This is a genomic window from Mesorhizobium sp. WSM4310, from assembly GCF_007003935.1.
GTDB lineage: Bacteria > Pseudomonadota > Alphaproteobacteria > Rhizobiales > Rhizobiaceae > Mesorhizobium.
The window spans coordinates 1-26,419 of sequence record NZ_VFTA01000051.1; the positions used below are offsets into that span (position 1 = coordinate 1).

A 26,419-nucleotide genomic window follows, 5' to 3' on the forward strand; every position below is an offset into this window, starting at 1 on the left:
CTCTCTGTCCTGGCCTCGCTTGCGGTGCGCGCCGGCGTGGCGCGCGGGGTGATTTCGCAGGAGCAGGAAAAGACCCTGGTGCGCGCGCTTTCGGAAGCGCCGCGCTATGCCAACCAGGTGCTCAAGCTCGAAGAGCAGATCGAGCGGATCGCACGCGAACTGTCGCGCTACAAGGATGTGCTCTATCTCGGCCGCGACACCAATTTCCCGCTCGCCATGGAAGGCGCGCTGAAACTCAAGGAAATCTCCTATATCCACGCCGAGGGCTATGCGGCGGGCGAGTTGAAGCATGGGCCGATCGCGCTGATCGACGAGAACATGCCGGTCATCGTCATTGCGCCGCATGACCGCATTTTCGAGAAGACCGTGTCGAACATGCAGGAAGTGGCGGCGCGCGGCGGCAAGATCATCCTGATCACCGATGCCAAGGGCGCCGCACAGGTGAGCGTCAAGACGATGGAGACGATCATCCTGCCGGACGTGCCGGAAATCATCTCGCCGATCATCTATGCGCTGCCGATCCAGATGCTGGCCTATTTCGCCGCCGTGTTCATGGGCACCGACGTCGACCAGCCGCGCAATCTGGCGAAATCGGTGACCGTGGAGTGACGGCAACGTCGATGGCCGTCATCTCATCGGAGAGAGGATCGACAAGACCCACAGTCACTCTCAATGCCTGCGGGATCGCTCGCGGCATCTCATCGGTTCTTGTTATGCCGCGGTCTGCATGGCCGCTCTCAGCAGCATGCCATAGAGGTCGCGCGGTTCGTCCGGATCGGCCAGCAGATCGAGCTCCTCGTAAAGGCCCGTTGCCTGCAGCTGGTCGCGCACATAGCGCAGCGCCGAAAAGTCCTCGATGGCGAAGCCGACGGAATCGAACAGCGTGATCTGCTTGGCGTCCCGGCGGCCTGACGCCTGGGCGGCGATGACTTGCCAGAGCTCGGTCACCGGATGGTCGGGATCAAGCTGTTGGATTTCACCCTCGATGCGTGTCTGCGGCGGAAACTCGACGAAAATGTCGGAGCGCAGCAGGATGTCCCTGTGCAGCTCGGTCTTGCCGGGGCAATCGCCGCCGACGGCGTTGATGTGGACGCCGGCTCCGACCATGTTGTCGGTGAGAATGGTGGCGCATTGCTTGTCGGCGGTAACGGTCGTGATGATCCCGGCCCCTTCGACCGCTTCCTGCCCGGTTTCGCAGATGGTGATGTCAAACCCCATGCCAGCCAGGTTCTTGGCGCATTTCAGCGAGGCGGATCGGTCAATGTCGTAGAGCCTGAGCCGGTCGACGCCGGTCAGCGCCTTGAAGGCGATCGCCTGGAATTCCGATTGGGCGCCATTGCCGATGATGGCCATGGTGCGTGCGCCGCGCGGTGCCAGATATTTGGCCGCGACGGCGGATGTCGCGGCGGTGCGCAGCGCGGTGAGAATGGTCATTTCGGTGAGCAGCATCGGGTAGCCGCTGCCGACATCGGCAAGCACGCCGAACGCGGTGACCGTCTGCAAGCCCTGGCGCATGTTCTTGGGATGGCCGTTGACATATTTGAAGCCATAGAGCCGCCCGTCGCTCGTCGGCATCAGCTCGATGACGCCGTCATGGCTGTGTGAGGCGATGCGAGGCGTCTTGTCGAAAAGCTCCCAGCGGCGGAAATCTTCCTCGATATAGCTGGCGAGCTCGGTCAGGAAGCGCTCGACACCGATGGTGATCACCAGCTTCATCATCCGGTCGACGCTGACGAAGGGGACGATGTTCAGCTTTGCCGTGGTCATGATCAAAAGCTCCCGGAATGGCTGCGGGTCGGGCGGTCCATGATGCGGCGGCCCATCAGGCTCGCCGTCAGGTCGACCATAAGCGTCGCGGTTCGGCCACGCTCGTCCAGAAAAGGATTCAGCTCGACCAGGTCGAGACTGGAGACGAGGCCGCTGTCGGACAGCATCTCCATCACCAGATGCGCCTCGCGGAACGTCGCGCCGCCGGGAACCGTGGTGCCGACGGCCGGCGCAATCGACGGGTCGAGAAAGTCAACGTCGAGACTGACATGCAGCAGCCCGTCTTCATCAGACACGCGCGCCAGGAAGGCGCGCAGCAGCGGCGCGATACCATGCTCATCGATGGCGCGCATGTCGTGCACTGTCACGCCCGCCTGGTTGAGCGCGCTGCGCTCGGCCGGGTCGACACTGCGCAGGCCCATGGTGCAGATGCGCTTGGGGTCCACCGCCGCCGGCAGGTCCGGGAAATAGCCGCTGAAACCCGGCTGGCCGCTGGCGTAGGCGAGCGGAACACCATGCAGATTGCCGCTGGCGGTCGTGTCCAGCGTGTGGAAATCCGGATGCGCGTCGAGCCACAGCACGAACAGCGGGCGCCCGGCCTCGGCGGCGCGGCGGGCGAGGCCCGACATGGTGCCGGCCGAGATCGAATGGTCGCCGCCGAGAAAGATCGGCATGGCGTCCTCGCTCGCCGTGTAGGCCGCCGCGGCAATGGCGGATGTCCAGGCCGATATTTCGGGCAAGGCCTTCAGCGCCAGATTGCCATGCACGACGCGCCTCGCCGGCATTGGCTGGACGGCGCCCATATCCTCGATGGTGTGGCCGAGGCCGGACAGCACCTCGGCAAGCCCTGCCGTCCTCAGCGCACTCGGCCCCATTTCGCAGCCCATTCTGCCGGCGCCGTCCTGCACCGGCGCCCCGACGATCTTGCAACGCATTGTTTTCCCGCGGCCAAAGTTCGAATGGCGAGAGGAGAACACGGCGAGCCGGCAATATGAACAGGTAGAATTGGCAATCCGAGAAGTATAACCTATCATAATGGCGGCCGAATTTATCAAAATGGGAATCCCGATGGATGCTTTGGACGAACGGCTCGTAACCTTGCTGCGGCATGACGCCCGGCGCAGCGTGTCGGACCTTGCCGTCGATCTCGGCGTCTCGCGCGCCACGGTTCGGGCACGCATGGAGAGGCTGGAACGGTCGGGCGACATCATCGGCTACACGGTGGTGCTGCGCGCCGACGCCGTCGATCAGCGCATCCGCGGCATCATGCTCATCGAGATCGAAGGCCATGCCGCCGACCGCGTGGTTCGGGCGCTGGGTGGCTTCCCGGAAGTCTCGACCATCCATACCACCAACGGTCGCTGGGATCTGGTGGTAGAGCTCGGGACGGCGTCACTGACTGATTTCGATGCGGTGCTACGGCGTATCCGATTGATACCCGGCATAACGGGCAGCGAAACGAGCCTGCTCCTGGCGACGCCGCGCACGACGCGGGCACGACTGACGTAAGCACACCTTCAATGAAGTTCTGGCGGCCGAGGACGTTCTCCCCGACGAAGCCGAGGGGAAATAGCGCGGATGTTGGCGCGGCTTATGACGGCGAGAACCTCCGCCAGACCGCGGCGTGGACGCGCTTGTATTCAGCGATCGCCTTAGCCTTCAGGCCGATGCACAGTCCCATTCTTCGCATGGGCTGATCGTATCCGTTGCGATCGACGGCGAGCGTCAGCCGAGAAGCTCGGCGGCGACTTCGAGTGTGTTGCGGAACGACGTCTCGAGATGATTCTCCATCGCCTGCGCAGCGCCCTCGGCGTCGTGTCGCTTCAGCGCGTCGAGAATGGCCTCGTGCTGCTCGATCGTCTGCTCGCCACAGCCGGGCTTGGGAATGGCGAGATAGCGGCCGCGGTCCATCTGCGCCTTGGAGATGTCGACGGCCCGCCAGATCATCGGCAGGCCGCAGATCTCGGCAATGGTGCGGTGGAAGACGTCGTCGAGCTGGATCGCGGTGGCATACCGGCCACGTGCTATGGCGAGCTTGTGCGCCGCCATATTATCCTCCAGCAGTTCGGCGGACGCCGGCGTCAGCTTGGCGGCGGCGCGCCTGGCGCTTTCCATCTCGAGCGCCCGGCGGATGACATAGGCCTCTTCCAGGTCGGCGCGGCTGATCGGTGCGACATAGGTGCCGGTCTGCGCCAGGATTTTCACCAGGCCTTCGTCGCTGATGCGCTTGACCGCTTCCCGCACCGGGGTGCGCGATACGCCGAGCGCCTCGGCGATGGCCACCTCGTTGATGACTTCACCCGGTTTCAACTGGCCGACGACAATCAGATTGCGGATCTTGTGATAGATTTGATCGCGCAGCGGCAGCGCCCGATTGAGTGTCGAAGGATCCAGCTCCATGGCAAATCCGTATCTTCGTCCGCCTGAGACGGTCAATAGAATGTCAATGCACCAGGGACAAGGGGCCCAGGGTCTCCCTAACAGCTATGAGGCATCAGCCAGATGTTTCCGGGGGTGAAGGCTCTGTTCAACGTCAATTTCGTCGCAGGCATCCGCAACGCAATAGGTCAGCGCAGACCTCTCACCTTGGTCAGAATATCTTCCGACAGCGCCGAGACGAGCGCCCTGTCGGCGCCCTTGCTGGGGATCAGGACAAACTCCACATCCTCCAACGGCGGCAGGCGCCCGGATGGAATCTCTTTCAAACCCGAGGGCGACATGCTTTGCGGTTGCACCAGAACCCCCATGCCGGCGCGGGCGGCGGCGGTCAGGCCGCTCAGGCTTCCGCATGTGCAGACAATACGCCACGGCATGCGATGCCGTTCGAGCACTTCCAGCGCAATGCTGCGCGTGACGCTCGGCGCGGGGAAGGCAATCAACGGCAAGGCCGCGAGCGACAGGACGTGTTCCGGATCGCGGGCGAGCCAGACAAGCGGCTCGCGATAGACGAGCCGGCCACGGCTGTCGCCCAGCCGACGCTTTGCCAGAACGAGATCGAGCTCGCCATTGTCCTGCATCTGGTAGAGCACGCCGCTCAGCGCCACGGTCAGTTCAAGGTCAACGGATGGGTGAGACCGGACGAAATCCTCCAGCACCAGCGGCAGCCGGCTCGTCACCAGGTCCTCGGATACGCCGAGCCTCAACGTGCCCCGCAGCCTCTGTGCGGTGAAAAGCGCCTGCACCTGTCCCTCTATCGACAACAGGGTCCGGGCATGGCCGAGCAGGGCTTCGCCGTCTGGCGTCAGCACCACCTTGTGCGTATCGCGGGCCAGCAACTGCCTGCCAAGCGCGGCCTCCAGCTTGCCGATGTGCTGGCTGACGGTGGATTGGCCGAGCCCCAGCCTCTCCGCCGCGAAGGTAAAGCTTCCCATCTGCTGGACGGCGACGAAGCTGCGAAGTTGGACCAGATCGAGCATTGATATCTCAAATTACGATAACTGTTATTCCTTGTATCCCATTTCACAATGCACGAAAAGGCAGCACTGGACTTACTCTGGAGCGAACATGTCATGCGCCGCTTTCTGCCGGACACCTTTCTGATCCTCCTGTTGTGCAGCGTCGCGCTTGCGTCGCTCGCGCCGGCGACCGGGACGTTCGCGGGATGGTTCGCGATCGCGACCAATCTTGCCGTGGCGCTGCTGTTTTTCCTGCATGGTGCAAGGCTCTCGCGTGATGTCGTCGTCGCCGGCCTGATGCATTGGCGCCTGCACCTGGTGATCCTTATGACGACCTTTGGCCTGTTCCCGCTGCTGGGGCTGGCGCTTGGCTATCTGCCCGCCTCGATCCTGCCCAAGCCGCTTTATCTCGGCATTCTGTTCCTCTGTGTCCTGCCGTCGACGGTGCAGTCATCGATCGCCTTCACCTCGATCGCCGGCGGAAACGTCCCCGCGGCCATCTGCTCGGCCTCCGCCTCCAACATCTTCGGCATGTTCCTGACGCCCTTGCTCGTCGGCCTGCTCTTCTCCATCGGTGGCCATGGCGGTTTTTCGTGGGACGCGGTGAGCCAGATCCTGCTGCAGCTGCTCCTGCCTTTCGCGCTCGGACAACTGCTGGAACCGCGCATCGGCAACTGGATACGCTCCCGCAAGACACTGCTGATGCCTGTCGATCGCGGCTCGATCCTGATGGTCGTCTATCTGGCCTTCAGCACGGCGGTCGCCGAGGGGCTGTGGCACATGTTCTCGCTGCGCGACATTGCCGTGGTCGTTGTCGCCGACATGGTGCTGCTCGGCCTGGTGCTTGTGCTGACGACCTATGGCAGCCGGCTTCTCGGCTTCGACAGGGCCGACCAGATCACGATCACCTTCTGCGGTTCGAAGAAGAGCCTGGCGAGCGGCGTGCCGATGGCCAATGTGATCTTTGCCGGCCAGGGCGTCGGCGCGATCGTTCTGCCGCTGATGCTCTTCCACCAGATACAGCTCATGGTCTGCGCCATGATCGCGCAGAAATATGCCAAGGCGGCGCACCGGCCTGCCATACTGCAAGCCGAGCCAACGGCCTCGGTGGCTTAGTACTGTCGGGCGAAAGTCTCGGCAATCGCGAGGACCGCGGCATGAATCGGTCCCGCGGTGAGGTTGGGCATGATCGAGGCGTCCACGACAAAAAGATTGTCGAGCGCCTTGAGTCGTAGATTTGCATCGACGACGGCGTCCGGGTCCTTGCCCATTCTGCAGGTGCCGCAGGGATGGTGGTGCGTGATGACCGATCGCGCGATGAAGTCGTCCATCTCGGCCGCACTGTTCAGCGCGCCTGGCAGGAGTTCGCGCTCTCGCCAACCGGCGAGTTCATCTCTGTGCCCGATGGTCCGGGCTGCCTCGAGTGCTGTGCGAAACCGCTCGCGGTCTCGGCCGGTGTGCAGGTATGCCGGGTCGATGATCAACCGATCGCCGAGCTCAGGCCCACTTATGCGCACGCTGCCGCGGCTCGTCGGGTGGGTGATGCCGAACAGCAGCGAGTAGGCGGTGCCTGCGGCGGGTGCCTTGAAGCGTTCCGACACGATCGGCGCGACACCGCAGCCAACGACAATTTCAGGCTGCCCGGCGGCGGTGAAGCTGTCAGCCCGCATATAGGCCATCGATTCCGAATGTTGGAGGCGCGATGGCGGCACCGGTTTGCGGGCCGCGTAAAGGTTGCCGGCGCCAAGCAGGTGATCCTGGAGGTTTCGACCGATGTCAGGCATATCGATCAGGCAGTCGACCCCCGCTGCATCGAGCACATCGCGCGGACCGATGCCCGAACGCATCAGCAAGGCCGGACTTTCCAGCGCTCCGGCACAAAGCGCAATCTGATCCGCAAACACTTCGACCGAACCCTGTCGCCCCACGACCTCGAGGCTGCGGACCTGATTGCCCTCCAGCTTGAGCCGTCGCACCCGGGTGCCCGTGAGGATGGTCAGGTTCTCGCGGCCTCGAACCGCCTTTGTGAGCCAGGCATCCGCCGCCGTAACCCGGCGCCCGTCGCGAATGTTCAAGGAGTTCGGGGTGACGCCGATCATCTCTCCGCTGTTGTGGCCTTCAAGGCGAGGCAGACCCAACGATGCGCCTGCCTCGATGAAGGCGCGAGCAAGCGGACTGACTTCGTCCGCCGGCAAATGGATCGGCAAAGGCCCGCCCTTGCCGTGAAGGCCGTCGCCACCAAGCGGGTGGTCTTCGATAGCCTGGAAAACGGGCATAAGTTCATCCCAACTCCATCGGCGATCCTCGGTTGCATCAACCCAGGCCTGGAAGTCTGACGGATGACCGCGCATATAGCCCATCGCGTGCAGGCAACTCGAGCCGCCGATCAACCGCCCGCGCGCCCAATGATGCACCCGGCCCGCGGTGCCGGCTTGCGGCTCCGTGCGATAATCCCAATCGTAGCTGCGGCCCTGCAGCGCCGGCCAGGCAGCAGGGTTCCAGATGTCCGGGTCCGTCGGCTCCTCGCCGGCCTCGATCAGCAGAACGCGGCTGCCTGGATCTTCGCTCAGCCGCGCGGCAAGCAACGACCCGGCCGACCCGCCACCGACGATGACGATATCGCAATTCGGTGCGTGCTCTACATTGGCCCCGGTCATCGTCACTCCATCTGCCACTTGCCGGTTGCGATAGTCGTCATGTCCGACACCGACACGGAGAAACCCCGCGCATCGATCCGCCTTTGGCCGATCCGAAACGTCATGAAGGACTTCGAGTCTTCAGACGGAACCTCAGTCCATCGAAGAACTCAAATCCCGTTGTCCATGGATATCTTCGCCGCCGCTTTCGCCCTCAAGACGTGCTGCTTCGAGGCTTTGCGGGCGGCTTTCTCGTCGCCGGCGGCGATGGATTCGAATATCTCCCTCATCTCCGCCAAGCTGCTTTGTGCTCTGCCCTCCAGCGACATCGATCGTCCTCGAAAGAAGCTGATCCGCGCCACCAGACCGCGGTGGACTTCCTCCAGGATCGGGTTGCCGCAATTGGCGAGTATGATCGAATAGAAATCCGCGGCGGTCATCACCTGCGCCAGGCTGTCGTTGCTGGAAGCCGCCTCTTCGAATGCGGAAAGCGATTTCTCGAGTTCACGCAACTGTTCCGGAGAAATCCTTAGCGCGCATCGTCCCGCCGCCTCGACTTCCAGCAACTCTCGAACCTCGTAGATGGCGGTTGCCACCTCCCAGGAAAGTGCCGGTATCGACGGCCCGCGGTTGGGCACGATCTCGATCAGGCGCTCGGCCTCAAGACTGCGCAAAGCCTCCCTCAGCGAGGGGCGGCTGATGCCGAGTTGTGTGCACAGTTGACTTTCGATGAGGCGGCTACCCGGCTGAAACAACCCGGAGAAGATCGCCAGCCGTAACTTGTCGACGGTCTCCCGTTGCACTGTCCGTGGCGAAATTCGCAAATTCAAATCTGGGGGCATTGGTAACGTCTCATTGCCTTTGAGTCGCAAAACTGAAGCAGCATACGCCACGCCGTGCAAATTTGACAGCAGGATAGCCAGATTGTCAAATATGAAGATTGTCAGACAATCGGCTTGACGTGACCCCAGTCTGTATGATCCTTTTGCGGGAGACGGGCAGCGAGGCGAGGATCCAAGGATCATGGACATGGCGGCAGACATGGCTTCCGACCACTTCATCTCGCGACGCGTCGACATTGGCCGCATCACCTTGAACGTGCGCCAGAGGGGCAGCGGCCCCTTGATGCTGTTCTTCCACGGCATCACCTCCAACTCCGCCGTCTTCGAGCCCTTGATGGCTCGGCTTTCGGACCGGTTTACGACGATTGCGGTTGACCAGAGGGGGCATGGCCTCAGCGACAAGCCGGAAACTGGCTACGAGGCGAATGACTACGCGCACGACATCGCCGGCCTGATACGCACGCTCGATCGCGGCCGTGCCATCCTCGTCGGACATTCGCTTGGTGCTCGAAATTCGGTCGCGGCCGCGGCGAAATACCCGGATCTGGTGCGATCGGTCGTCGCGATCGACTTTACGCCGTACATCGAGACCGATGCCTTGGACGCGTTGGAAGCGCGCGTGAACGCGGGGAGCCAGCTTTTCGAGAATGTGAAGGCCGTCGAAGCATACCTCGCCGGCCGCTATCCGAACATTCCCGCCGACGCCATCAAGATCAGGGCTGAAAGCGGCTATCAGCCGGTCGACGGCGGATTGCGTCCATTGGCATCGCCCGCGGCAATGGCGCAGACCGCCAAAGGCCTGCGATCGGATCTGGTGCCCGCCTACCGAGATGTGACGAAGCCCGTCCTCATCGTTCGAGGCGAGGCGAGCAAGTTGGTTTCGGCGGCGGCACTGGCGAAGACATGCCGGCTGCGGCCTGACCTGCCCGTCGTCGTCGTGCCGGGCGCCGACCACTACGTCAACGAGGTATCTCCCGAGATCACGTTGAAAGCCATCACCAACTTCATAGACGCTTGACGGCCGAGCGCCGTCTTCTTGCACGCAGCATCAGGATAGAAAATGGCCAATGTAAACAAAACTCCGGGCAAAACGCGTCGTGCCGAGGTCGCCGGCGGCGGCTTTGCAGGCCTGACAGCCGCCATCGCTCTCAAGCAGAATGGTTGGGATGTCAGGCTGCACGAAAAGAGTTCGGAACTGCGGGCATTCGGCGCGGGCATCTATCTCTGGCACAACGGCCTTCGCGTGCTCGAAGGGCTGGGCGCCCTTGACGATGTTCTCCAGGGCTCGCACACGCCTCCGACCTACGAGACCTGGATGCACAACAAGTCGGTTTCCAAGGAGACGTTCAACGGTCTCCCCTGGCGCATCATGACCCGCAGCCACCTGCACGATGCGCTGGTCAACCGGGCCCGTGCCCTGGGTGTCGACATCCGCGTCAATTCCGAGGCGGTTGGCGCCGATCCGGAAGGGCGCTTGACCCTCCAGACCGGCGAGGTTCTCGAAGCCGACTTGATCGTCGGCGCCGATGGCGTCGGCTCCAAGGTCAGGGATTCCATCGGCTTCAAACAGGATCGCTGGGTTTCGAAAGATGGTCTCATCCGGCTGATTGTCCCGCGCATGAAGAAAGAGCTCGGCCATGGCGAGTGGGACAACACCATTGACATGTGGAACTTCTGGCCGCGTGTTCAGCGAATTCTCTATTCGCCCTGCAATGAGAATGAACTCTATCTCGGCTTGATGGCTCCGGCCGCCGATCCTCGTGGATCGAGCGTGCCGATCGATCTCGAAGTTTGGGTCGAGATGTTTCCTTTCCTGGAGCCGTGCCTGATCGAGGCGGCCAAACTGAAAACCGCCAGGTACGATAAGTACGAAACGACCAAGCTGGATAGCTGGACAAGAGGCAAGGTCGCCCTCGTGGGGGATGCCGCGCATGCCATGTGCCCGGCTCTTGCCCAGGGCGCCGGTTGCGCGATGGTCAACGCCTTCAGCCTGTCGCAGGACTTGGAAGAGGGCTCTTCGGTCGAGGATGCGTTTGTCGCTTGGGAGACGCGCATTCGCCCGATCACGGATCGCTGCCAGGCCCTGTCTGGCGACTATGCGGCGAACCGCTCGCTCTCGAAAGGAAACATGTTCACGCCGGCGGCGCTGGAAGCCGCCCGCTACGACCCGCTGCGCCGTGTCTACTCGTGGCCGCAGTAGCGTCGGGCCAGCCGGTCAAGGAATTAATCGGTGCGCGCGGAAACAGCGCGCGCCTTTCAGGAGATAAAGATGAATTATTCCAGTGAAGTCGAAAGAGATTATGATGTCAGGGGATGGTACTCCTCGGTCCAGGAAAGCCGGCATGACGGCGGCACGCCTGGCGAAACCCTCGTCAAAGTCGCGACTGGCGTTGTCATACGCAATCCCTTCGCCGGAAAGTTCGTCGCCGAACTGTCCGATCTGACCAATCCGAGTGCAGCGATCGGTCATGCGCTCGGCGAGAGGGCCGTGGCGCTGCTCGGCAACAGGCCGGTCGAAAGCTATGGCAAGGGCGGTATCGCGGGTACATCAGGCGAACAGGAACATGTCGTCGCCTGCATCACCACGGTGTTCGGAGATCCGCTGCGGCAGCAGGTGGGGGGCGGCAAGGCCTGGATCTCGTCGGTCAGCAAGGTCGCTGTCGCCGGCACGACCATCGATATCCCGCTTGCCCACAAGGACGAGCTCTATATCCGTTCCCACTACGATGCCGTTACCTTTTCCGTGCCGGATGCTCCGCGCCCGGACGAACTTCTGATCTGCGTCGCCGTCGCATCGGGTCCGCGCGTGCACCAGCGCGTCGGCGGCAAATCCGTCGCCGACCTCAAGGCCGGCGCCTAGTTCGATCGAATTGCTGAAAGGACGAATTCCATGCCCCTGAACATCAAGGACCTCAAGATCACGTCCGCGGATTTCCAGCCGCTCGGGAAAATGCGAGACGAGCATGCCGGCGACAAGGGCAACGTATTGCCCAGGCTCAGGGTCAGCGGCGTCCCGGCAGGGACGAAGGAGCTCGCGGTCATCTGCCACGATCCCGACGCGCCCCTGCCCAACGGCTTCACGCATTGGGTCGTCTACGGCATCGATCCGTCGACCACGGATCTTTCTGGAGCACAGGAAAAGTTCCGCGTGGGACCCAACGGCGCCGGCGGCAAGCAATATTACGGGCCTCAGCCCCCCGCTGGCCATGGAGAGCATCACTACTACTTCTGGGTCTACGCCCTGGACACGAAGGTCGAGGGGACGCCCACCAGGGAGGAGTTCCTGCAGAAATATGCCGGCAACATCATCGAGCAGAACCGGATCGTCGGCATCTACGAAAACAAGTGAAATCCACGGCCCTGGCGACCGATAACAACAACAAGAATGGTCGCCATCGCCGCAATGGGAGAATTTGGAAATGACAGACAACAGCCCCGCGCGTCAGAAGGTCTTCGCGGAACTCGTCACGGCAACGAAGATACTTCTCAACGAAGGCATCCTGGATACGTTCGGGCACATCAGTGCCCGGGACCCTGAGGATCCCCAGAGTTTCTTCCTGGCTCAGAAGCTTGCTCCGAGCCTGATAACGGTCGATGACATCCTGCGTTTCAATCTCGACGGCGAGACCTCGGACAACCGGCCGTCCTATCTGGAGCGCTATATTCACAGCGAGATCTACAAGGCGCGGCCGGACGTTCAGTGCGTGCTCCACAGTCATTCGCCGGCCGTCCTGCCCTATTGCTTCACCGACCAGCCGCTGCGGCCCGTGACCCATATGGGTGCTTTCCTTGGCGACGCCGTCCCGGTCTATGAGATACGCGACAAGCAGGGAGACGACACCGATCTCTTTGGCGGCAGCCGGAGCGTCTGCCGGGACATCGCTGAAAGCCTCGGGAACTATCCCGTCGTGCTCATGGCGCGCCATGGCGTCGTGAATGTGGGCAATTCCGTCCGGGAAGTGGTGTTCCGGGCCTTCTATCTCGAACAGAACGCCGCGGCACAGACAGCCGGCCTGCAGATCGGCAACATCAAATATCTGTCGCCGGGCGAGATCAAGACGGCAGGAAAACTCGTCGGCGCCCAGATCGATCGCGGGTGGGATCACTGGTCGCAGCGCCTCAGGCAAGCGGGTCTCGCCTGATGTCCGTCGGGCTTTGAACATCAGCTGGAAAAGCTTGGTGTCGGCCAGGCTTTTCCAGCCTCCATCGCAATAGTTCTCTGACGCCGGGCGTCGGACGAAAGCAATGAAACCATGCCGCACGCGGAAAGTTACGATTACATCATCGTTGGAGCCGGATCGGCCGGTTGCGTGCTCGCCAACCGGCTGAGCGCCGATCCGCGATGTTCGGTGCTGTTGCTGGAGGCCGGCGGCTGGGACCGCGATCCGATGATCCACATCCCGCTTGGCTGGGGCAAGATTCTGACCGAGCGCCGCCATGACTGGATGTATTTCTGCGAGCCGGAAGACAATGTCGGCGGACGCAGGGTCGAGTGCGCGCGCGGCAAGGTCATTGGCGGATCATCGTCGACCAACGCCATGGCCTATGTGCGGGGAAATCGCGGCGACTACGATCGCTGGGCAGCAACAGGGCTCAGCGACTGGTCGTACGACAAGGTGCTGCCGTATTTCCGCAAGCAGGAAAGCTGGGAAGGGGGCGCGGACCAGTATCGCGGTGGCAATGGCCCGGTCAGCACCCAGTTCTGCCGCTACAAGGACACGCTGATCGACGCCTTCGCGCAAGCCAGCGTGCGGGCAGGCTATGAGCAGACGAAGGACTACAATGGCGAGCGGCAGGAAGGTTTCGGCCGCCTCCAGATGACGATTGCGAAAGGTCGGCGCGCCTCCACCGCGTCAGCCTATCTGCGGCCGGTGCTGAAGCGGCCCAACCTGACCGTTCTGACGGAAGCGAGCGCAACCAGGATCGTGCTGGAGGGTGCGCGCGCCACCGGCGTCACCATCAACCATCGCGGCGGCGAGCGCACGATTGTCGCCCGCAAGGAAGTGCTGCTTTCCGGTGGCGTGATCAACACGCCGCAACTCATGATGCTGTCGGGCATCGGGGCGCAGGATGAGCTTGCCGCGCACGGTATCCAGACGCGGGTCAACCTGCCGGCGGTCGGCAAGAACCTGCAGGATCACGTCTCGGTCATTCTCATGTACCGGCGCCGCGCTCCGGGCGGCCCTTTCCTGCGCAACATGCGTGCCGATCGGATCGGCTTCGATTTCGTCAAGACCTACCTGACGGGACGCGGTTTTTCCGGCGACGTACCCGGCGGGGTTGTCGCCTTCCTCAAGAGCGGTCCGGCGCGACCCTTGCCGGATGTGCAGCTGCTCTTCACCGCGGCGCCGCTCGCGGCATGGCCATACTTCAAGCCGTTCAAGGCGCCGTTTGCGGATGGCTTCGCAACGCGCATCGTGGCGACACAGCCCGAAAGCCGGGGAGCGGTGAAACTGGCCTCGGCCGATCCTTCCGCGGCGCCCCTGATCCACCAGAATTTCCTCGCCTCGCCGAAGGATTGGGAGTCGCTTCGGGCCGGCTTCCGGGTGGCAAGGGATCTGGCCGCGCAGCCCTCCATGCAGCCCTTCATCGAGGCGGAGTTCTTTCCCGGCCCGAAGTGCCAGAGCGACGACGAGATCGACGAGCATATCCGCAAGACCTCCATCACCGTGCATCATCCGGCCGGGACCTGCCGGATGGGGGCCGATGCGGCCTCGGTCGTCGACCCGCAACTGCGGGTTCGCGGCGTCGCCGGGCTTAGAGTGGTGGACGCTTCCGTCATGCCCGACCTGGTCTGCGGAAACATCAACGCGGCAGTGATCATGATTGCCGAAAAGGCCGCCGACCTCATCGCGAGCTCAAAAGAAAGCAGGGCAGTGCAATGATCCGAAATATCGCCATCATCGGCCTGGGTACGATGGGACCGGGCATGGCCGCCCGGCTCGCCAGAGGCGGCCTGCAGGTGGTCGCCTGCGATGTTGCCCCGGCAGCGATAGAGCGCGCGCGATCCATGCTGAGCGTGGCCGAGACCGTTCTCGACGCCTTGGGCATCGCGCCGCCGTCGGCCGGCGTCGGGACGGTTCGCTTCACCGACGATATCGGCGATGCGGTATCCGGCGCCGACCTCGTCATCGAGAACGTTCCTGAAAACATTTCGGTCAAGGCCGATGTCTATCGCACCATCGACAGTCTGATTGCCTCCGACACGATCGTCGCGTCCGACACGTCGGGTATCCCGATCACCAAGCTGCAGGCGCATATCTCGCATCCCGAGCGGATGGTCGGCATGCACTGGTCGAACCCGCCGCACATCATCCCGATGATCGAGGTGATCGCCGGCGAGACGACCGCGCCGCAAACCGTGGCGACGATCCGCGATCTCATCCGCTCGATCGGCTTGCTGCCGGTGGTGGTGAAGAAGGACGTCCCCGGTTTCGTCGAAAACCGCGTGCTCTATGCGCTGCTTCGCGAGGCGGTCGACCTCGTCGAGCGCGGCGTCATCGATCCGGAAGATCTCGACACATGCGTGTCCTGGGGCATCGGGTACAAGATCGCCGTGATCGGGCCGATGGCGCTGCTCGATATGGCGGGGCTGGATATCTACAAGTCCGTCTCGTCCTTCCTCAACGCCGATCTCTCCAATCGCGACGATGTCGCGCCCATGGTGCTGGAAAAGACCAACGCGTCGAAGTTCGGCATCAAGTCGGGCGAGGGCATGTTCTCCTATACGCCCGAGCAGACCAAGGCGCTGCAAGGCGAGAGGGCGCGCAAACTCGTCGCGGTGCGACGCATCCTGGAAGGCCGGGAGTAGCCAATGGTCTATCGAGCTCACAAAGCCGGCTGGGTTGGGGAGGTCGTAACGGCGGCCGCTTGTGCCAACGGCGCCTTCGCGGACCGGACGGTGCGGCTGCGGTTAACGCCGGCGCATGGGGTGGCAAGCCATGCGCGTTGAAACCATTCGAGCAGCCGGCGGCCGGCCCGCCCATATCCGTCATGACGACCTGATCTCCGCCAAGGGTGTGTCGGTGGTCATGGCCAAGCAACTGGTTCTGCAGAATATCGATCTTTCGGTGCCGAAGGGGTCGTTTGTCTCGCTTATCGGTCCGTCCGGTTGCGGCAAGAGCACCTTGCTCAAGGTCCTGGCTGGGCTTGTCGATCCGACGAGCGGCAGCGTTTCGATTGCCGGGCTTTCGCCTGTCGAAGCAGCGCGCAAGCGCATGATCGGCCTCGTCTTCCAGGACGCCAATTTGCTTCCCTGGAAGAACGCGGTCGACAACGCATCGATGCTGCTCCGCATCGCCGACAAGTCGCTCTCGCGTGCTAAGTTGCGGGCGCGCGGCCAGGAGATGCTGGAGCTGGTGGGGTTGGGCGACAGCGCCCACAAGCGCCCCCATGAATTGTCCGGCGGCATGCGCCAGCGCGTCGCCATCGCGCGGGCCCTGGCGCTCGATCCGGCGGTGCTGCTGATGGACGAGCCGTTCGGCGCGCTCGACGCCATTACCCGCGATGCCATGGGCCAGTCGCTGCTGGAGATCTGGCAGCGCACCGGCAAGACCATCGTGCTCGTCACCCATTCGATAGATGAGGCCATTCACCTGTCGCGCCATGTCCACGTGCTGGGGATCAAGCCTGGGCGGATCACCGAAAGCCTCGACATTGGTCTGCCCTATCCGCGCGACCTGTCGGTCACCGAGGATCCGGAGTTCGTCAGGCTGGTGGTTCAACTGCGCACTATGCTGCGCGCCAGCCATCAACCGGGAGGTGCGTCGTGAGCGATCAACCCACCACCAATTTCTCCGAGTCGCGGCCCGAATCGCGGCCTGCCTCAAGCTGGGGCGCGGCGACAGGCAGCTGGCTTCCGGCGGTCATTCTTCTGCTGGCGACGATCGTGGTGTGGGAAGCCGTGGTGCGGATTTTCGCCATATCCGCCTTCATCATTCCCGCCCCCTCCGAGATCGCGCAATCGCTGGTCGCGCAATGGGGAACGCTGATGCAAGCGACGCTGGTGACGGCGGGCGAGATCCTGTTCGGATTCCTTGTCTCTGTCGCGGTCGGCATTGCCATCGCGCTGGTCATCGTGCGCTTCGACTGGCTGGGGCGAGCGCTCTATCCGCTGGTGGTGCTGTTCCAGAACGTGCCCAAGGTGGCACTGGCGCCGATCTTCATCCTCTGGTTCGGCTATGGGCTCGCGCCCAAGATCGGCCTGATCCTGGTCATTGCCTTCTTCCCGGTGACATTGTCGATGCTGGCGGGCATGCAGTCGGTCGATCGCTCGCTGCTGTCGCTGATGAATTCGGTCGGCGCCAGCCGCACGCAGATCCTGTTCAGGATTCGCGTTCCGCATTCGCTGCCCAACCTGATGGCTGGAACCAAGATCGCCGCGACGCTCAGCGTCATCGGCGCCATCGTCGGCGAATTCGCCGGCGCATCGGACGGGCTCGGCTACGTCATCCAGTTCGCCTCGACCCAGCTTGATACCGCCCTGGTCTTCGCTGCCCTGCTCCTCGTCTCGGTGTTGGGCATCGCCTTCTACTACGCGGCCGAAATTCTCGAACGCATCGTGGTGCCGTGGGCGCCGAAATTCAGCCAGTCCTAGGTCCGCTCTCAACCAACGAAAAAGGGAACAAAAATGCTCAGACGCTCACTCATCAAGGCAGCCGCGCTTGCGGCGTATGTCGGGACACTCGGTTTCTCGAGCGTCGCCCTGGCGGCCGACAAGGTCAACGTCCAGCTCGACTGGGTGGTGCGCGGCAACCACGCCATGTTCTTCGTCGGCAAGGAGAAAGGCTTCTTCGCCAAGAACGACATCGACGTCGCCGAGATCCGCAAGGGGTCGGGCTCGCCGGACGCCATGCGGCTGGTGGGCAACGAGAACGCTGATTTCGGTTTCGGCGATCTTCCCACGCTCGCCGTCGCGCGGTCGCAGAATGTTCCCGTCGTGGCCTTGGCGGCCGTCAACCAGCACTCGCCGCTGGCGATCATCTCGCTGGCGAAGACGACGAAGCTCACCAAGCCGGCGGATCTCAAGGGTCTCACCATCGGCATTCATCCGGCCGGTTCGACCTACATCTTCTTCAAGGGCTTCCTGGCGGCCAACGGCCTGACCGAGAAGGACATGACGCTGAACAGCGTTTCGCCGCCCTATGAAAGCTATCTGCTTCTGGGCCGGGTCCAGACGGTAGTCGGCTATGTCGATGCCGAGGTTCCCGAACTGGAGGCCAAGGCCGGCGGCCCCGGTTCGCTCAGCATCATGATGGGCTCGGACCATGGCTGGAAGGCCTATGGCTCGGGCCTGTTCACCTCGCAGACAATGATCAAGGACAAGCCCGAAATCGTAGCCCGCTTCGTCAAGGCGTACAGGGAGGCCTTCGACTATGTCGTGGCGCACCCCGAAGAGGCAGCCGAGATCACCGCCAAGGCCGCACCCGGCTACGCCGACAAGAAGGATGTGCTTCTGGCGCAGATCAACGCCGACATCGCGTCGACCTTCACCAGCCCGGACACCAAGGAACACGGCCTCGGCTGGATGACGAAGACGCAGTGGGAGGAAACGCTGAAGACGCTTACCGATCAGGGCGTGCTCAAGGCGGCCTTGTCGGCGGACGACGTCTTCACCGACAAGTTCCTGGCCAAGGAATAGGCCGCGCCATGTCGCGGGCCAACGGATCGATGAGCACCTATCGGCACGCCAGCGTGTCCTGCTCCACGCCGCAGGACACGGCGCGCGCTCCCTTGGCCGCGTCGGTGCGGTCAAGCGTGATCTGCACGCGGGTGGCGTATGCGCGGCCCGACAGGCCGCACCACAGCCGCTCGACCGGCAGGTTCTCGCGCTTGTCGTTGAGGATCGTGAACGTGCCGGTCTTGGCATCGAACCAGAGCTCGACGCGGGCGCTCTTGCCCGCCTCGACCGTCGCGATCCCTGCCGAATACCAGTGGGCGAAGTCGGCATTGCAGGACAGCCCTTCCTTGCCCGCATTCGAAATCGTCAACGGCACCATGTCGAGCCCGTCGGTGCCCTTGCGGACGATGACATGATGCAACTCGACCGCGTTGGCAAAGGATGTGAACGCCAGCGCCACAGGGAGAATGTAACGGATCTTCACTTTGCCTGAGCTCCATGGGTAAATTTTCTCAGGCAGTCTACCTCGCTTCTGCGCAATAACAACAAGAATATTGATTGGCAAATCAACGGAGAGGGTAACATGTTAAAGATTCTAAAAAGCAGTGTAAGTGCAGTTATACTTGGCGGTATCTTGATGGGTGGCGCTCTTGCAGGTGAAATCAAGTCGATCGCCATCCTGACGCCCGAAGAAGGCACCGATTACGGCTGGAACCAGCAAGGCATCGACGCCGCCAAGGCGGCTGGCAAAGCCGCCGGCGTCGATGTGGTCGTGGCCCAGGGCCTCGGCTATGGCGACGTTCGTCCGACCTTGCGCGAACTTGCGTCAGACGGCGCCAGCCTGCTGATCGCCCACGCCAGCGGCTACAACACCTCGGGGCCTGAAATCGCCAAGGAGTTGAAGGTTCCGGTGGCGATCGTCGACACGCCGAACGGCCTGGAGAAGGGCCTCGTTGCCGATTACACGCTGAGCGGCCACCAGGGCGCCTATCTCGCCGGCCGTCTCGCCGCCAAGGTGTCGCGTTCCAAGTCCGTCGGCATCGTCGTCTCGGGCGAACCGCCATCATGGAATTCGCAGTCGGCGGCGTTCGCGCAAGGCGTGAAGGCGGAAAACCCGGACGTCAAGATCACCTATGCGGTGATCGGACCGGCCGCCTACAGCGATGCGGCCGGCGGCAAGCGCGTCACCGAAAGCGTGATCGCTTCGGGCGCCGACATCATCTTCGGCCAGGGCAACGGTTCGAGCTTCGGCATGCTGCAGGCGGTCGAAACGACTAAGGCAGCGGATGGCGGCAAGGTCTATTTCATCGACGTCATCGGTGACAAATCGCCGATCGACAAGGGCTTCCTGCTGTCGTCGGTGGTGTGGAACATCGAGCCGGTCTATGCGGCCATGATCGCCGACATCAAGGCCGACACGTTCGGCACCAAGCACTACACGATCGGTCTCAAGGACGACTCGGTGAAGCTGCTGAAAACCGCTGCCATTCCGGACAATGTCTGGGCCGAAATCCAGACGCTGCGCGAAGACGTCATTTCCGGCAAGATCAAGGTCGATCCGGTCTATGACGCGGCCGCTGTCAGGGCGCTGATGACCAGCGTCGCCCAGTAAGCGATCACGGGTCAGCCGCCGGAGGGGTGATCCGTTCGCCCCTCCGGCCGATTACCATTCTTTGGTGCAGGGCTTTCATGAGCGGTTCTTCTTCATCGTCCGTTGCCGGGCGCGACATCGTCGCGCTTGAAGGCGTGACCAAGCGGTTTCCCGGCATTGTTGCCAATGACAGCGTCGACCTGTCGATCCGTCCCGGCGAGGTGCATGTGCTGCTCGGCGAGAACGGCGCGGGAAAATCCACTTTGATCGGCATGCTGTCGGGCCTGCAGCAGCCGGACGAAGGGCGCATACTGGTCGACGGCAAGCCAACGCCGATCACATCGCCGCGCCATGCGCTGGCGCTGGGCATCGGTACTGTCTTCCAGCACATGATGCTGGTGCCGACGCTGACGGTGGCGGAAAACCTGTTGCTTGGCGGACCCTGGTGGCAACGCCCCAGGACCGAGGAGCTCGAAGCGCGCGTCGCCGAGATCACCCGCAGTCTCGGCATCACGGTGAAGCTGCATGCCAAGGTGTCGGAGCTTTCGCTTGGCGAGCAGCAGCAGGTCGAAATCCTGCGCGCCATGGTGCGCAACAGCCGGCTGCTGATCCTCGACGAGTCCACCTCCATGCTGACGCCGAAAGGCATCGACGAACTTGGCGCGCTGATGCGTCGCCTCGTCGAGCAGGGCCTGGCCATCGTCTTCATCACCCACAAGCTCAAGGAGGCGGCGGCCTTCGGCGACCGCATCTCGGTGCTGAAGCTCGGCCGCAAGGTCGGCGAGATCCCACCCGAGCGGTTTCGCGCGCTGGGCGAACAGGCGATCATCTCGGAGATCGTGGAACTGATGTTCGGCAAGCAGAAGGACGATCCGGAAGCTGTCGAGCGTCCGATCCGTACAGTGCGGGCCGAAGCGGCGCCGCTGCTTCAGGTCGCGGATCTGGCGGTCGCGCCGACCGACAATGCGCCCGGCCTGTCGTCGATCTCCTTCGACATCCGCCCGGGCGAGATCCTGGGCATCGCCGGCATCGACGGCAACGGGCAGAAGCAGTTGGCGGAAGCGCGGGCCGGCCCGCCCGCGGCGACCGGCGGTTCGGTGCGGCTGGAGGGCGTCGCCATCGAGGCGCTGAGCGTCGGCGAACGCCGTCGGCGCGGTCTGCGTTACCTGACCGACGACCGGCTCGGCGAAGGCACTGTCGGCACCTTCCCGGTTTCGATCAACTTCTTCCTCAAGCAGGTCGGCGCTGCGCCGTTCTGGCGCCACGGCGTCGAGCAGCGTGGCGACATCGACGAGCGCGCCGCCCAGCTCGTGCGCGAATACGACGTGCGCACGCCAAGCCTGAAGACGCCGGTCGCCCGGCTGTCGGGCGGCAACATCCAGAAGGTGCTTCTGGCACGCGAACTGGCCGAAGGCGCCAAGGTGGTGATCTTCAACAAGCCGACCTATGGGCTCGATCTCGCCAACACATTGGCGTCGCGCCAACGCATCCGCGATACGGCGGCCCGCGGCCTTGCCGTGCTGCTCATCTCCACCGACCTCGAGGAGTTGCTCAGCATGTGCGACCGCGTCGCCGTCATCGCCAACGGAGCGATCGTCGGCACGGTCGAGAACACGGACGATGCCCGCACCAGGATCGGCCGCCTGATGATCGGACTTGCCGCATGAGCATCGACACCGCCCCCACCACCAGTGCCGCCGCGCTCGATGCCACGAGCGCGGCGGCGACGCGTCGCGACATCCTGCATCGGCTGCTGATGACGCTCGGCCCGATCCTCATCGCTCTCGTCATAGCCGGCTGCATCCTGCTTGCCGTCGGCGTCGACCCGCTCGCCTATTACGGCTTCGTGCTGGAGAAAGGACTGTTCTCCCCGCTCGGCATCCAGCAAACGCTGACCCGGATGGCGCCGTTGCTGTTTCTTGCCGCCGGCCTGATCGTCGCCTTTCGCGCGGGCATGTGGAATCTCGGCGGCGACGGCCAGTTCCTGCTTGGCGCGGTGACGGCGGCGGCCAGCGCGCCCGTACTCGTTCAGATCATGCCGTCCTGGCTGGCGCTGACCTTTTCTTTCCTCATCGCCATGGCGGTGGCGATGATCTGGTCGCTGGTGCCGGCTCTGCTGCGTGCCTATCAGGGCGTCAACGAGATCATCACCACGCTGATGATGACGTTCCTGGGCACCTCGCTCGCCAATGTTCTGGTCAAACTGGTGTTTCGCGATCCCAGCACGACCGTGCCGCAGACACGTACGCTGCCGGTGGAAGACCGGCTGCCGCGCCTGTTCGAAACGACCATCACCAGCGGCCTGCTGCTCGGCCTGGCGGCGATCATCATCGTGCATCTGGTGATGACGCGCACGGCGTTCGGGCTGAAGCTCCGGATCGTCGGCGCCAATCCGCGCGCCGCGGTCCATGCGGGGCTCGGCGTGTCTGGCCTGACCGTCACTGTTTTCGCCATTTCGGCCGGGCTGGCCGGCCTTGCCGGCGCCGTCGACATCATCGGCGTCCAGGGCAATGTCCGCGCCGACTGGAATCCCGCCTACGGGCTGGCGGTCATTCCGGCCGTGTTCCTCGCCCGCATGAACGGCTTTGCCGCGATCGGTTTCGTGTTCCTGCTCTCGGTGCTGTCGATCGGCGGCGAAAGCGCGGCGCGGCGGCTCGGTGTGCCCAATCATTTCACGCTGGTGCTGGTCTCCATCGTGCTGATCGTGCTGGCGCTCGCCGAATATGTCGACCATCGCTACAACCAGTCGAGAAAGGCTTAGGGCATGACCGGGCTCTTCAGCGAAGTCTTTCTCAGTGCGCTGCTGTTCGGCGCCGTCACCGCCGCCATCCCGCTGCTGCTGGCCGGCCTCGGCGAGCAGATGTCGGAAAAAGCCGGCGTGCTCAACATCGGTATCGAAGGCATGATGCTGGCCGGCGCCTATCTCGGCTTCGTCGGCGCCTTCTATTCCGGGTCGTTGTGGCTGGGCTTCCTTACAGGTGCCGCCGGCGGCGTCGCGGTGGCGCTGATCATGGCGCTGCTGTGCGTGCGCATCGGGCTGAACCAGATCGTCATCGGCATCGCGCTGACGCTCGGTCTAGAAGGCCTGACGGCACTGCTTCATCATTTCCAATTCTCGCGCAGCTATCCCCGCCTGCCGGCGGCGGACGCTACCGTCATTCCGCTGTTGTCGGATATTCCTGTCGTCGGGCCGGCCTTCTTCAAACACCATCTGATCGTCTATCTGGCGGTCGCGCTGGTGTTCGGCATGGGCTACCTCTATCGGCGCACGCAGCTCGGCCTCAATCTGCAGGCGGCCGGCGACAAGCCGGCAGCACTCGACGTTGCCGGTATCGACGTCATCAGGACTCGGACGATCGCGGTGCTGACGACCGGCGCGCTGGCCGGGCTCGGCGGCGCCTTTCTCGCCAATGTCGGGGCCGGCCTGTTCATTCCGTTCATCACCAATGGCGCCGGCTTTCTCGGCATCGTGCTGGCCATGCTGGCGCGCGGCCGCCCGGTCTGGGTGCTTTTCGGCGCCCTGCTGTTCGGCGTCTGCCTGTCGCTGACGACGGCCATGCAGGTGGCCGGCATCAACATACCGACCGACGTCATCCAGATGCTGCCGTTCCTGGCGGTGATGATCATGCTGGTGCTGTTCGGCCGGCGTGCCAGCCTTCCGGCGGCACTAGGCATTCCATACGAGCGCGGCGCGCGCTGACCACAATCAGATGCGCGGAAGGGACCCGCGCCAAACAGGAGGCAAGAATGTCGGATACCAAGGTCTACCTGCTCGACGGCGGCTCGCTCGTTCTCGACGGCTATCACGTGTTCTGGAATCGCGGCCCGGGCGGCGAAGTGCGCTTCCCCGTCTATTCGATCCTGATTGAGCATGCCGAGGGCCGGTTCCTCATCGACACCGGCTACGACTATGATCACGTCATGAAGGTGCTGCCCTTCGAGAAGCCGATCCAGGAAAAGCACCAGACCATTCCTGGCGCGCTTGCGCTGCTCGGGCTCGAACCCAAGGACATCGACGTCGTCGTCAACTCGCATTTCCATTTCGACCATTGCGGCGGCAACAAGTATTTTCCGCATGCCAAGAAGATCTGCCATCGCTCGGAAGTGCCGCAGGCGTGCAATCCGCAGCCTTTCGAACATCTTGGCTATTCCGACCTGAGCTTCTCGGCGGAGGCCGCCGAAGCGCGTGGCGCGACCGCGCAACTGCTGGAAGGCACGACGCGCGCCAACTCGACCTTCGAGGGCATCGACGGCGACGTCGATCTCGCCAAGGGCGTCAAGCTGATCTCGACACCAGGCCATTCGATCGGCCACTACAGTCTGCTGGTCGAGTTCCCCAAGCGCAAGCCGATCCTATTCACCATCGACGCCGCCTACACCCAGAAGAGCCTGGAGACGCTGTGCCAGGCGGCCTTCCACATCGACCCGGTGGCGGGAGTCAATTCGATGCGCAAGGTGAAGAAGCTCGCCGAGGACCATGGCGCCGAGCTGATGTACTCGCACGACATGGACAACTTCAAGACCTACAGGACCGGCACGCAATTCTACGGCTGACCGCCGCCAATCCGGAGACAAGATGATGCCCTATCCCGAACACGCCGATCCGGTCATCACCCTGACCGCGGGGCCGGTGAACGCCTATCCAGAAGTGCTGCGCGGCCTCGGCCGCACGGTGCTTTATGATTACGATCCTGCGTTCCAGCTCTTCTACGAGCGTGTGGTCGACAAGGCGCAGAAGGCGATGCGGCTGTCGAACAAGCCGGTCATCCTGCATGGCGAACCGGTGCTCGGCCTCGAGGCGGCGGCGGCGTCACTGATCGCGCCTGATGACGTCGTGCTCAACCTTGCCTCGGGCGTCTACGGCAAGGGCTTCGGCTTTTGGGCGAAACGGTACTCGCCGCATCTGCTCGAGATCGAGGTGCCCTACAATGAGGCGATCGACCCGCAGGCGGTCGCCGGCATGCTCAAGGCGCATCCGGAAATCACCATCGTCTCGGTCTGTCATCACGACACCCCGTCCGGCACCATCAATCCGATCGACGCCATCGGTGAGCTGGTTTCGGCGCATGGCGGTTATCTCATCGTCGACGCGGTCTCGTCCTTTGGCGGCATGAAGACGCATCCAGAAGACTGCAAGGCCGATATCTATGTCACCGGCCCCAACAAATGCCTGGGCGCTCCTCCCGGCCTCACCATGATGGGCGTCAGCGAGCGGGCCTGGGCCAAGATGAAGGCCAATCCCCTGGCGCCGCGCGCATCGATGCTCAGCATCGTCGATTGGGAAAACGCCTGGTCGAGGGACAAGCCGTTTCCGTTCACGCCGTCGGTCTCGGAGATCAACGGGCTCGATGTCGCGCTCGATCTCTACCTCAATGAGGGACCGGAGGCGGTGTGGGCGCGCCACGCGCTCACCGCCAGGGCCATGCGCGCGGGCGTCACCGCGATGGGCCTGGCGATCTGGGCCGCCAGCGACAGCATCGCGTCGCCAACGACTACCGCCGTTCGCACCCCCGACGGTGTCGACGAGAAGGCGCTTCGCCAGGCCGCGCGCGCCCGCTACGGCGTGGTGTTTTCGTCGGGCCGCGGCGAGACATTGGGGAAGCTGACGCGCATCGGCCATATGGGGCCGACCGCCCAGCCGATCTATGCGATCGCGGCGCTGACGGCACTTGGCGGCGCCATGAATGCCGCCGGCCAGAAACTCGCAATCGGAAAAGGCATCGAAGCGGCGCTGGCCGTTGTCGACGCCGACGCCTGAACAGACATCACCAGATCACGGATTGAGGGAGCATTTTCATGACTGAACGGCTTGCGGGAAAGACGGCCCTGGTTACCGGCGCCGCACAGGGTATCGGCAAGGCGATCGCCGCGCGGCTTGCCGCCGACGGGGCAACCGTCATCCTCAGCGACATCAACGCCGAAGGCGCCAAGGCTGCCGCCGCGTCGATCGGCGGGAAGGCGAGGGCGATCGCCTCCGACATTTCCGATCCGGCCTCGGTCAAGGCACTCTTCGCCGAAATCCAGGCTCTGACCGGAGGGATCGATATCCTGGTCAACAATGCCAGTATCGTGCCGTTCGTCGCCTGGGACGACGTCGATCTCGACCATTGGCGCAAGATCATCGACGTCAATCTCACGGGGACCTTCATCGTCACCCGCGCCGGCACGGACCAGATGCGCGCGGCAGGCAAGGCCGGGCGGGTGATCAGCATCGCTTCCAACACCTTCTTTGCCGGCACACCGAACATGGCGGCCTATGTCGCGGCCAAGGGCGGCGTGATCGGTTTCACCCGGGCGCTGGCCACCGAACTCGGCAAATACAACATCACCGCGAATGCGGTGACGCCCGGCCTGATCGAGAGCGATGGCGTCAAGGCGAGCCCGCACAACGAGGCGTTCGGCTTTGTCGAAATGCTGCAGGCGATGAAGGGCAAGGGGCAGCCGGAACATATCGCCGATGTGGTTTCGTTCCTGGCCTCCGACGATGCGCGCTGGATCACCGGCCAGACGCTGAATGTCGACGCCGGGATGGTCAGGCACTAAGTCAGACAGCGGCTGCTCAGCCCCGC

The 26,419-nt window shown here is 63.4% G+C and carries 27 protein-coding genes and 1 pseudogene; 20 read left to right on the forward strand and 8 right to left on the reverse strand.

The genetic code is table 11. The features are described 5' to 3' along the window. The coding region (locus FJV80_RS31530; RefSeq protein WP_142878257.1) for an SIS domain-containing protein at positions 1–609 on the forward strand (609 nt) is incomplete at its 5' end. Between the two features lie 102 nt (positions 610–711). Here FJV80_RS31530 and FJV80_RS31535 read toward each other — a convergent pair. Together FJV80_RS31535 and rocF are read right to left on the reverse strand one after the other, a co-directional pair. Then, a complete protein-coding gene (locus tag FJV80_RS31535; protein ID WP_095790555.1) occupies positions 712–1,767 on the reverse strand; it encodes an ornithine cyclodeaminase in 1,056 nt (351 codons plus the stop codon). A 2-nt stretch (positions 1,768–1,769) separates the two neighbouring features. Further along, positions 1,770–2,702 carry an arginase gene (gene rocF, locus FJV80_RS31540; RefSeq protein WP_142878258.1) on the reverse strand — a complete coding sequence of 311 codons (933 nt, stop codon included), beginning with the start codon at positions 2,700–2,702 and terminating at the stop codon, positions 1,770–1,772. Between the two features lie 133 nt (positions 2,703–2,835). On the opposite strand from rocF, the gene FJV80_RS31545 reads away from it, so the two are divergent. Then, complete coding sequence (locus tag FJV80_RS31545; protein ID WP_095771477.1) at positions 2,836–3,276, forward strand: Lrp/AsnC family transcriptional regulator; 441 nt, start codon at positions 2,836–2,838, stop codon at positions 3,274–3,276. 68 nt (positions 3,277–3,344) lie between these two features. Here FJV80_RS31545 and FJV80_RS35440 read toward each other — a convergent pair. The 3 genes and pseudogenes from FJV80_RS35440 to FJV80_RS31560 form a co-directional block, all read right to left on the reverse strand. Next, positions 3,345–3,457 (reverse strand): annotated as a pseudogene (locus FJV80_RS35440) (L-rhamnose mutarotase); the annotation flags it as partial. 35 nt (positions 3,458–3,492) lie between these two features. Further along, complete coding sequence (locus FJV80_RS31555; RefSeq protein ID WP_142878259.1) at positions 3,493–4,167, reverse strand: GntR family transcriptional regulator; 675 nt, start codon at positions 4,165–4,167, stop codon at positions 3,493–3,495. Positions 4,168–4,334: 167 nt separating this feature from the next. After that, complete coding sequence (locus tag FJV80_RS31560) at positions 4,335–5,183, reverse strand: LysR substrate-binding domain-containing protein (RefSeq protein ID WP_095790558.1); 849 nt, start codon at positions 5,181–5,183, stop codon at positions 4,335–4,337. 93 nt (positions 5,184–5,276) lie between these two features. Between FJV80_RS31560 and FJV80_RS31565 the strand changes: the two genes are divergently transcribed. Further along, the gene (locus FJV80_RS31565) at positions 5,277–6,278 is read left to right on the forward strand and encodes a bile acid:sodium symporter family protein (protein WP_246689095.1); all 1,002 of its coding nucleotides are present in this window, start codon (positions 5,277–5,279) and stop codon (positions 6,276–6,278) included. On the opposite strand, the gene FJV80_RS31570 is transcribed toward FJV80_RS31565, so the two are convergent. Further along, positions 6,275–7,819 (reverse strand): GMC family oxidoreductase, encoded by a 1,545-nt coding sequence (locus tag FJV80_RS31570; RefSeq protein WP_185975296.1) that lies wholly within the window; start codon positions 7,817–7,819, stop codon positions 6,275–6,277. The two genes, FJV80_RS31565 and FJV80_RS31570, sit on opposite strands and share 4 nt — an antisense overlap. Before the next feature lie 149 nt (positions 7,820–7,968). After that, complete coding sequence (locus tag FJV80_RS31575; protein WP_010914325.1) at positions 7,969–8,640, reverse strand: GntR family transcriptional regulator; 672 nt, start codon at positions 8,638–8,640, stop codon at positions 7,969–7,971. 181 nt (positions 8,641–8,821) lie between these two features. Between FJV80_RS31575 and FJV80_RS31580 the strand changes: the two genes are divergently transcribed. From FJV80_RS31580 to FJV80_RS31625, 10 genes are all read left to right on the forward strand, one after another. Continuing rightward, positions 8,822–9,658 carry a 2-(acetamidomethylene)succinate hydrolase gene (locus FJV80_RS31580; protein ID WP_095771410.1) on the forward strand — a complete coding sequence of 279 codons (837 nt, stop codon included), beginning with the start codon at positions 8,822–8,824 and terminating at the stop codon, positions 9,656–9,658. A 42-nt stretch (positions 9,659–9,700) separates the two neighbouring features. After that, on the forward strand, positions 9,701–10,840 hold the full coding sequence (locus tag FJV80_RS31585) for an NAD(P)/FAD-dependent oxidoreductase (protein WP_142878262.1): 1,140 nt from the start codon (positions 9,701–9,703) through the stop codon (positions 10,838–10,840). Between the two features lie 69 nt (positions 10,841–10,909). Next, on the forward strand, positions 10,910–11,500 hold the full coding sequence (locus FJV80_RS31590; RefSeq protein ID WP_095790561.1) for an amino acid synthesis family protein: 591 nt from the start codon (positions 10,910–10,912) through the stop codon (positions 11,498–11,500). 30 nt (positions 11,501–11,530) lie between these two features. Beyond that, on the forward strand, positions 11,531–11,989 hold the full coding sequence (locus tag FJV80_RS31595; protein ID WP_095790562.1) for a YbhB/YbcL family Raf kinase inhibitor-like protein: 459 nt from the start codon (positions 11,531–11,533) through the stop codon (positions 11,987–11,989). A 70-nt stretch (positions 11,990–12,059) separates the two neighbouring features. Next, entirely contained in the window at positions 12,060–12,782 is a 723-nt protein-coding gene (locus FJV80_RS31600) for a class II aldolase/adducin family protein (RefSeq protein ID WP_142878263.1), read from the forward strand. A gap of 111 nt (positions 12,783–12,893) precedes the next feature. Further along, entirely contained in the window at positions 12,894–14,525 is a 1,632-nt protein-coding gene (locus tag FJV80_RS31605) for a choline dehydrogenase (RefSeq protein WP_142878264.1), read from the forward strand. After that, entirely contained in the window at positions 14,522–15,451 is a 930-nt protein-coding gene (gene fhmpcd1 / locus FJV80_RS31610) for a 5-formyl-3-hydroxy-2-methylpyridine 4-carboxylate 5-dehydrogenase (RefSeq protein WP_095771404.1), read from the forward strand. Before FJV80_RS31605 ends, fhmpcd1 begins: the two co-directional genes overlap by 4 nt. Positions 15,452–15,581: 130 nt before the next feature. Continuing rightward, the gene (locus FJV80_RS31615; protein ID WP_142878265.1) at positions 15,582–16,412 is read left to right on the forward strand and encodes an ABC transporter ATP-binding protein; all 831 of its coding nucleotides are present in this window, start codon (positions 15,582–15,584) and stop codon (positions 16,410–16,412) included. Beyond that, positions 16,409–17,236, forward strand: a complete 828-nt coding sequence (locus FJV80_RS31620) for an ABC transporter permease (protein WP_095771402.1) — start codon at positions 16,409–16,411, stop codon at positions 17,234–17,236. Before FJV80_RS31615 ends, FJV80_RS31620 begins: the two co-directional genes overlap by 4 nt. A 33-nt stretch (positions 17,237–17,269) precedes the next feature. Then, the gene (locus FJV80_RS31625) at positions 17,270–18,280 is read left to right on the forward strand and encodes an ABC transporter substrate-binding protein (RefSeq protein ID WP_142878266.1); all 1,011 of its coding nucleotides are present in this window, start codon (positions 17,270–17,272) and stop codon (positions 18,278–18,280) included. A gap of 37 nt (positions 18,281–18,317) precedes the next feature. Here the strand turns inward: FJV80_RS31625 and FJV80_RS31630 are convergent, their stop codons facing one another. Continuing rightward, a complete protein-coding gene (locus FJV80_RS31630) occupies positions 18,318–18,743 on the reverse strand; it encodes a hypothetical protein (protein ID WP_095790567.1) in 426 nt (141 codons plus the stop codon). Between the two features lie 153 nt (positions 18,744–18,896). Between FJV80_RS31630 and FJV80_RS31635 the strand changes: the two genes are divergently transcribed. The 7 genes from FJV80_RS31635 (at position 18,897) to FJV80_RS31665 (ending at position 26,393) form a co-directional block, all read left to right on the forward strand. Further along, positions 18,897–19,871 (forward strand): BMP family protein, encoded by a 975-nt coding sequence (locus tag FJV80_RS31635; RefSeq protein WP_245437917.1) that lies wholly within the window; start codon positions 18,897–18,899, stop codon positions 19,869–19,871. 77 nt (positions 19,872–19,948) lie between these two features. After that, positions 19,949–21,517, forward strand: a complete 1,569-nt coding sequence (locus FJV80_RS31640; protein ID WP_142878267.1) for an ABC transporter ATP-binding protein — start codon at positions 19,949–19,951, stop codon at positions 21,515–21,517. Then, positions 21,514–22,611, forward strand: coding sequence for an ABC transporter permease (locus FJV80_RS31645; RefSeq protein ID WP_095794021.1), 1,098 nt, complete (start codon positions 21,514–21,516; stop codon positions 22,609–22,611). The genes FJV80_RS31640 and FJV80_RS31645 overlap by 4 nt, the downstream gene beginning before the upstream one ends. 3 nt (positions 22,612–22,614) lie before the next feature. Next, entirely contained in the window at positions 22,615–23,550 is a 936-nt protein-coding gene (locus tag FJV80_RS31650; protein WP_095794022.1) for an ABC transporter permease, read from the forward strand. A gap of 47 nt (positions 23,551–23,597) precedes the next feature. After that, positions 23,598–24,404, forward strand: a complete 807-nt coding sequence (locus FJV80_RS31655) for a 4-pyridoxolactonase (RefSeq protein WP_095771395.1) — start codon at positions 23,598–23,600, stop codon at positions 24,402–24,404. 25 nt (positions 24,405–24,429) lie between these two features. Further along, a complete protein-coding gene (locus FJV80_RS31660; RefSeq protein ID WP_095771476.1) occupies positions 24,430–25,608 on the forward strand; it encodes an alanine--glyoxylate aminotransferase family protein in 1,179 nt (392 codons plus the stop codon). A 38-nt stretch (positions 25,609–25,646) separates the two neighbouring features. Continuing rightward, positions 25,647–26,393, forward strand: a complete 747-nt coding sequence (locus tag FJV80_RS31665; RefSeq protein ID WP_095771394.1) for an SDR family NAD(P)-dependent oxidoreductase — start codon at positions 25,647–25,649, stop codon at positions 26,391–26,393. Positions 26,394–26,419: the final 26 nt, after the last annotated feature.

Coding starts and splice junctions, on each gene's coding strand:
- fhmpcd1 (WP_095771404.1), top strand. CDS start 14,522: ATGATCCGAAATATCGCCATCATCGGCCTGGGTACGATGGGACCGGGC.
- FJV80_RS31535 (WP_095790555.1), bottom strand. CDS start 1,767: ATGACCACGGCAAAGCTGAACATCGTCCCCTTCGTCAGCGTCGACCGG.
- FJV80_RS31580 (WP_095771410.1), top strand. CDS start 8,822: ATGGACATGGCGGCAGACATGGCTTCCGACCACTTCATCTCGCGACGC.
- FJV80_RS31635 (WP_245437917.1), top strand. CDS start 18,897: ATGGGTGGCGCTCTTGCAGGTGAAATCAAGTCGATCGCCATCCTGACG.
- FJV80_RS31590 (WP_095790561.1), top strand. CDS start 10,910: ATGAATTATTCCAGTGAAGTCGAAAGAGATTATGATGTCAGGGGATGG.
- FJV80_RS31595 (WP_095790562.1), top strand. CDS start 11,531: ATGCCCCTGAACATCAAGGACCTCAAGATCACGTCCGCGGATTTCCAG.
- FJV80_RS31655 (WP_095771395.1), top strand. CDS start 23,598: ATGTCGGATACCAAGGTCTACCTGCTCGACGGCGGCTCGCTCGTTCTC.
- FJV80_RS31545 (WP_095771477.1), top strand. CDS start 2,836: ATGGATGCTTTGGACGAACGGCTCGTAACCTTGCTGCGGCATGACGCC.
- FJV80_RS31575 (WP_010914325.1), bottom strand. CDS start 8,640: ATGCCCCCAGATTTGAATTTGCGAATTTCGCCACGGACAGTGCAACGG.
- FJV80_RS31645 (WP_095794021.1), top strand. CDS start 21,514: ATGAGCATCGACACCGCCCCCACCACCAGTGCCGCCGCGCTCGATGCC.
- FJV80_RS31665 (WP_095771394.1), top strand. CDS start 25,647: ATGACTGAACGGCTTGCGGGAAAGACGGCCCTGGTTACCGGCGCCGCA.
- FJV80_RS31625 (WP_142878266.1), top strand. CDS start 17,270: ATGCTCAGACGCTCACTCATCAAGGCAGCCGCGCTTGCGGCGTATGTC.
- FJV80_RS31585 (WP_142878262.1), top strand. CDS start 9,701: ATGGCCAATGTAAACAAAACTCCGGGCAAAACGCGTCGTGCCGAGGTC.
- FJV80_RS31560 (WP_095790558.1), bottom strand. CDS start 5,183: ATGCTCGATCTGGTCCAACTTCGCAGCTTCGTCGCCGTCCAGCAGATG.
- FJV80_RS31555 (WP_142878259.1), bottom strand. CDS start 4,167: ATGGAGCTGGATCCTTCGACACTCAATCGGGCGCTGCCGCTGCGCGAT.
- rocF (WP_142878258.1), bottom strand. CDS start 2,702: ATGCGTTGCAAGATCGTCGGGGCGCCGGTGCAGGACGGCGCCGGCAGA.
- FJV80_RS31570 (WP_185975296.1), bottom strand. CDS start 7,819: ATGACCGGGGCCAATGTAGAGCACGCACCGAATTGCGATATCGTCATC.
- FJV80_RS31660 (WP_095771476.1), top strand. CDS start 24,430: ATGCCCTATCCCGAACACGCCGATCCGGTCATCACCCTGACCGCGGGG.
- FJV80_RS31600 (WP_142878263.1), top strand. CDS start 12,060: ATGACAGACAACAGCCCCGCGCGTCAGAAGGTCTTCGCGGAACTCGTC.
- FJV80_RS31565 (WP_246689095.1), top strand. CDS start 5,277: ATGCGCCGCTTTCTGCCGGACACCTTTCTGATCCTCCTGTTGTGCAGC.
- FJV80_RS31640 (WP_142878267.1), top strand. CDS start 19,949: ATGAGCGGTTCTTCTTCATCGTCCGTTGCCGGGCGCGACATCGTCGCG.
- FJV80_RS31615 (WP_142878265.1), top strand. CDS start 15,582: ATGCGCGTTGAAACCATTCGAGCAGCCGGCGGCCGGCCCGCCCATATC.
- FJV80_RS31605 (WP_142878264.1), top strand. CDS start 12,894: ATGCCGCACGCGGAAAGTTACGATTACATCATCGTTGGAGCCGGATCG.
- FJV80_RS31650 (WP_095794022.1), top strand. CDS start 22,615: ATGACCGGGCTCTTCAGCGAAGTCTTTCTCAGTGCGCTGCTGTTCGGC.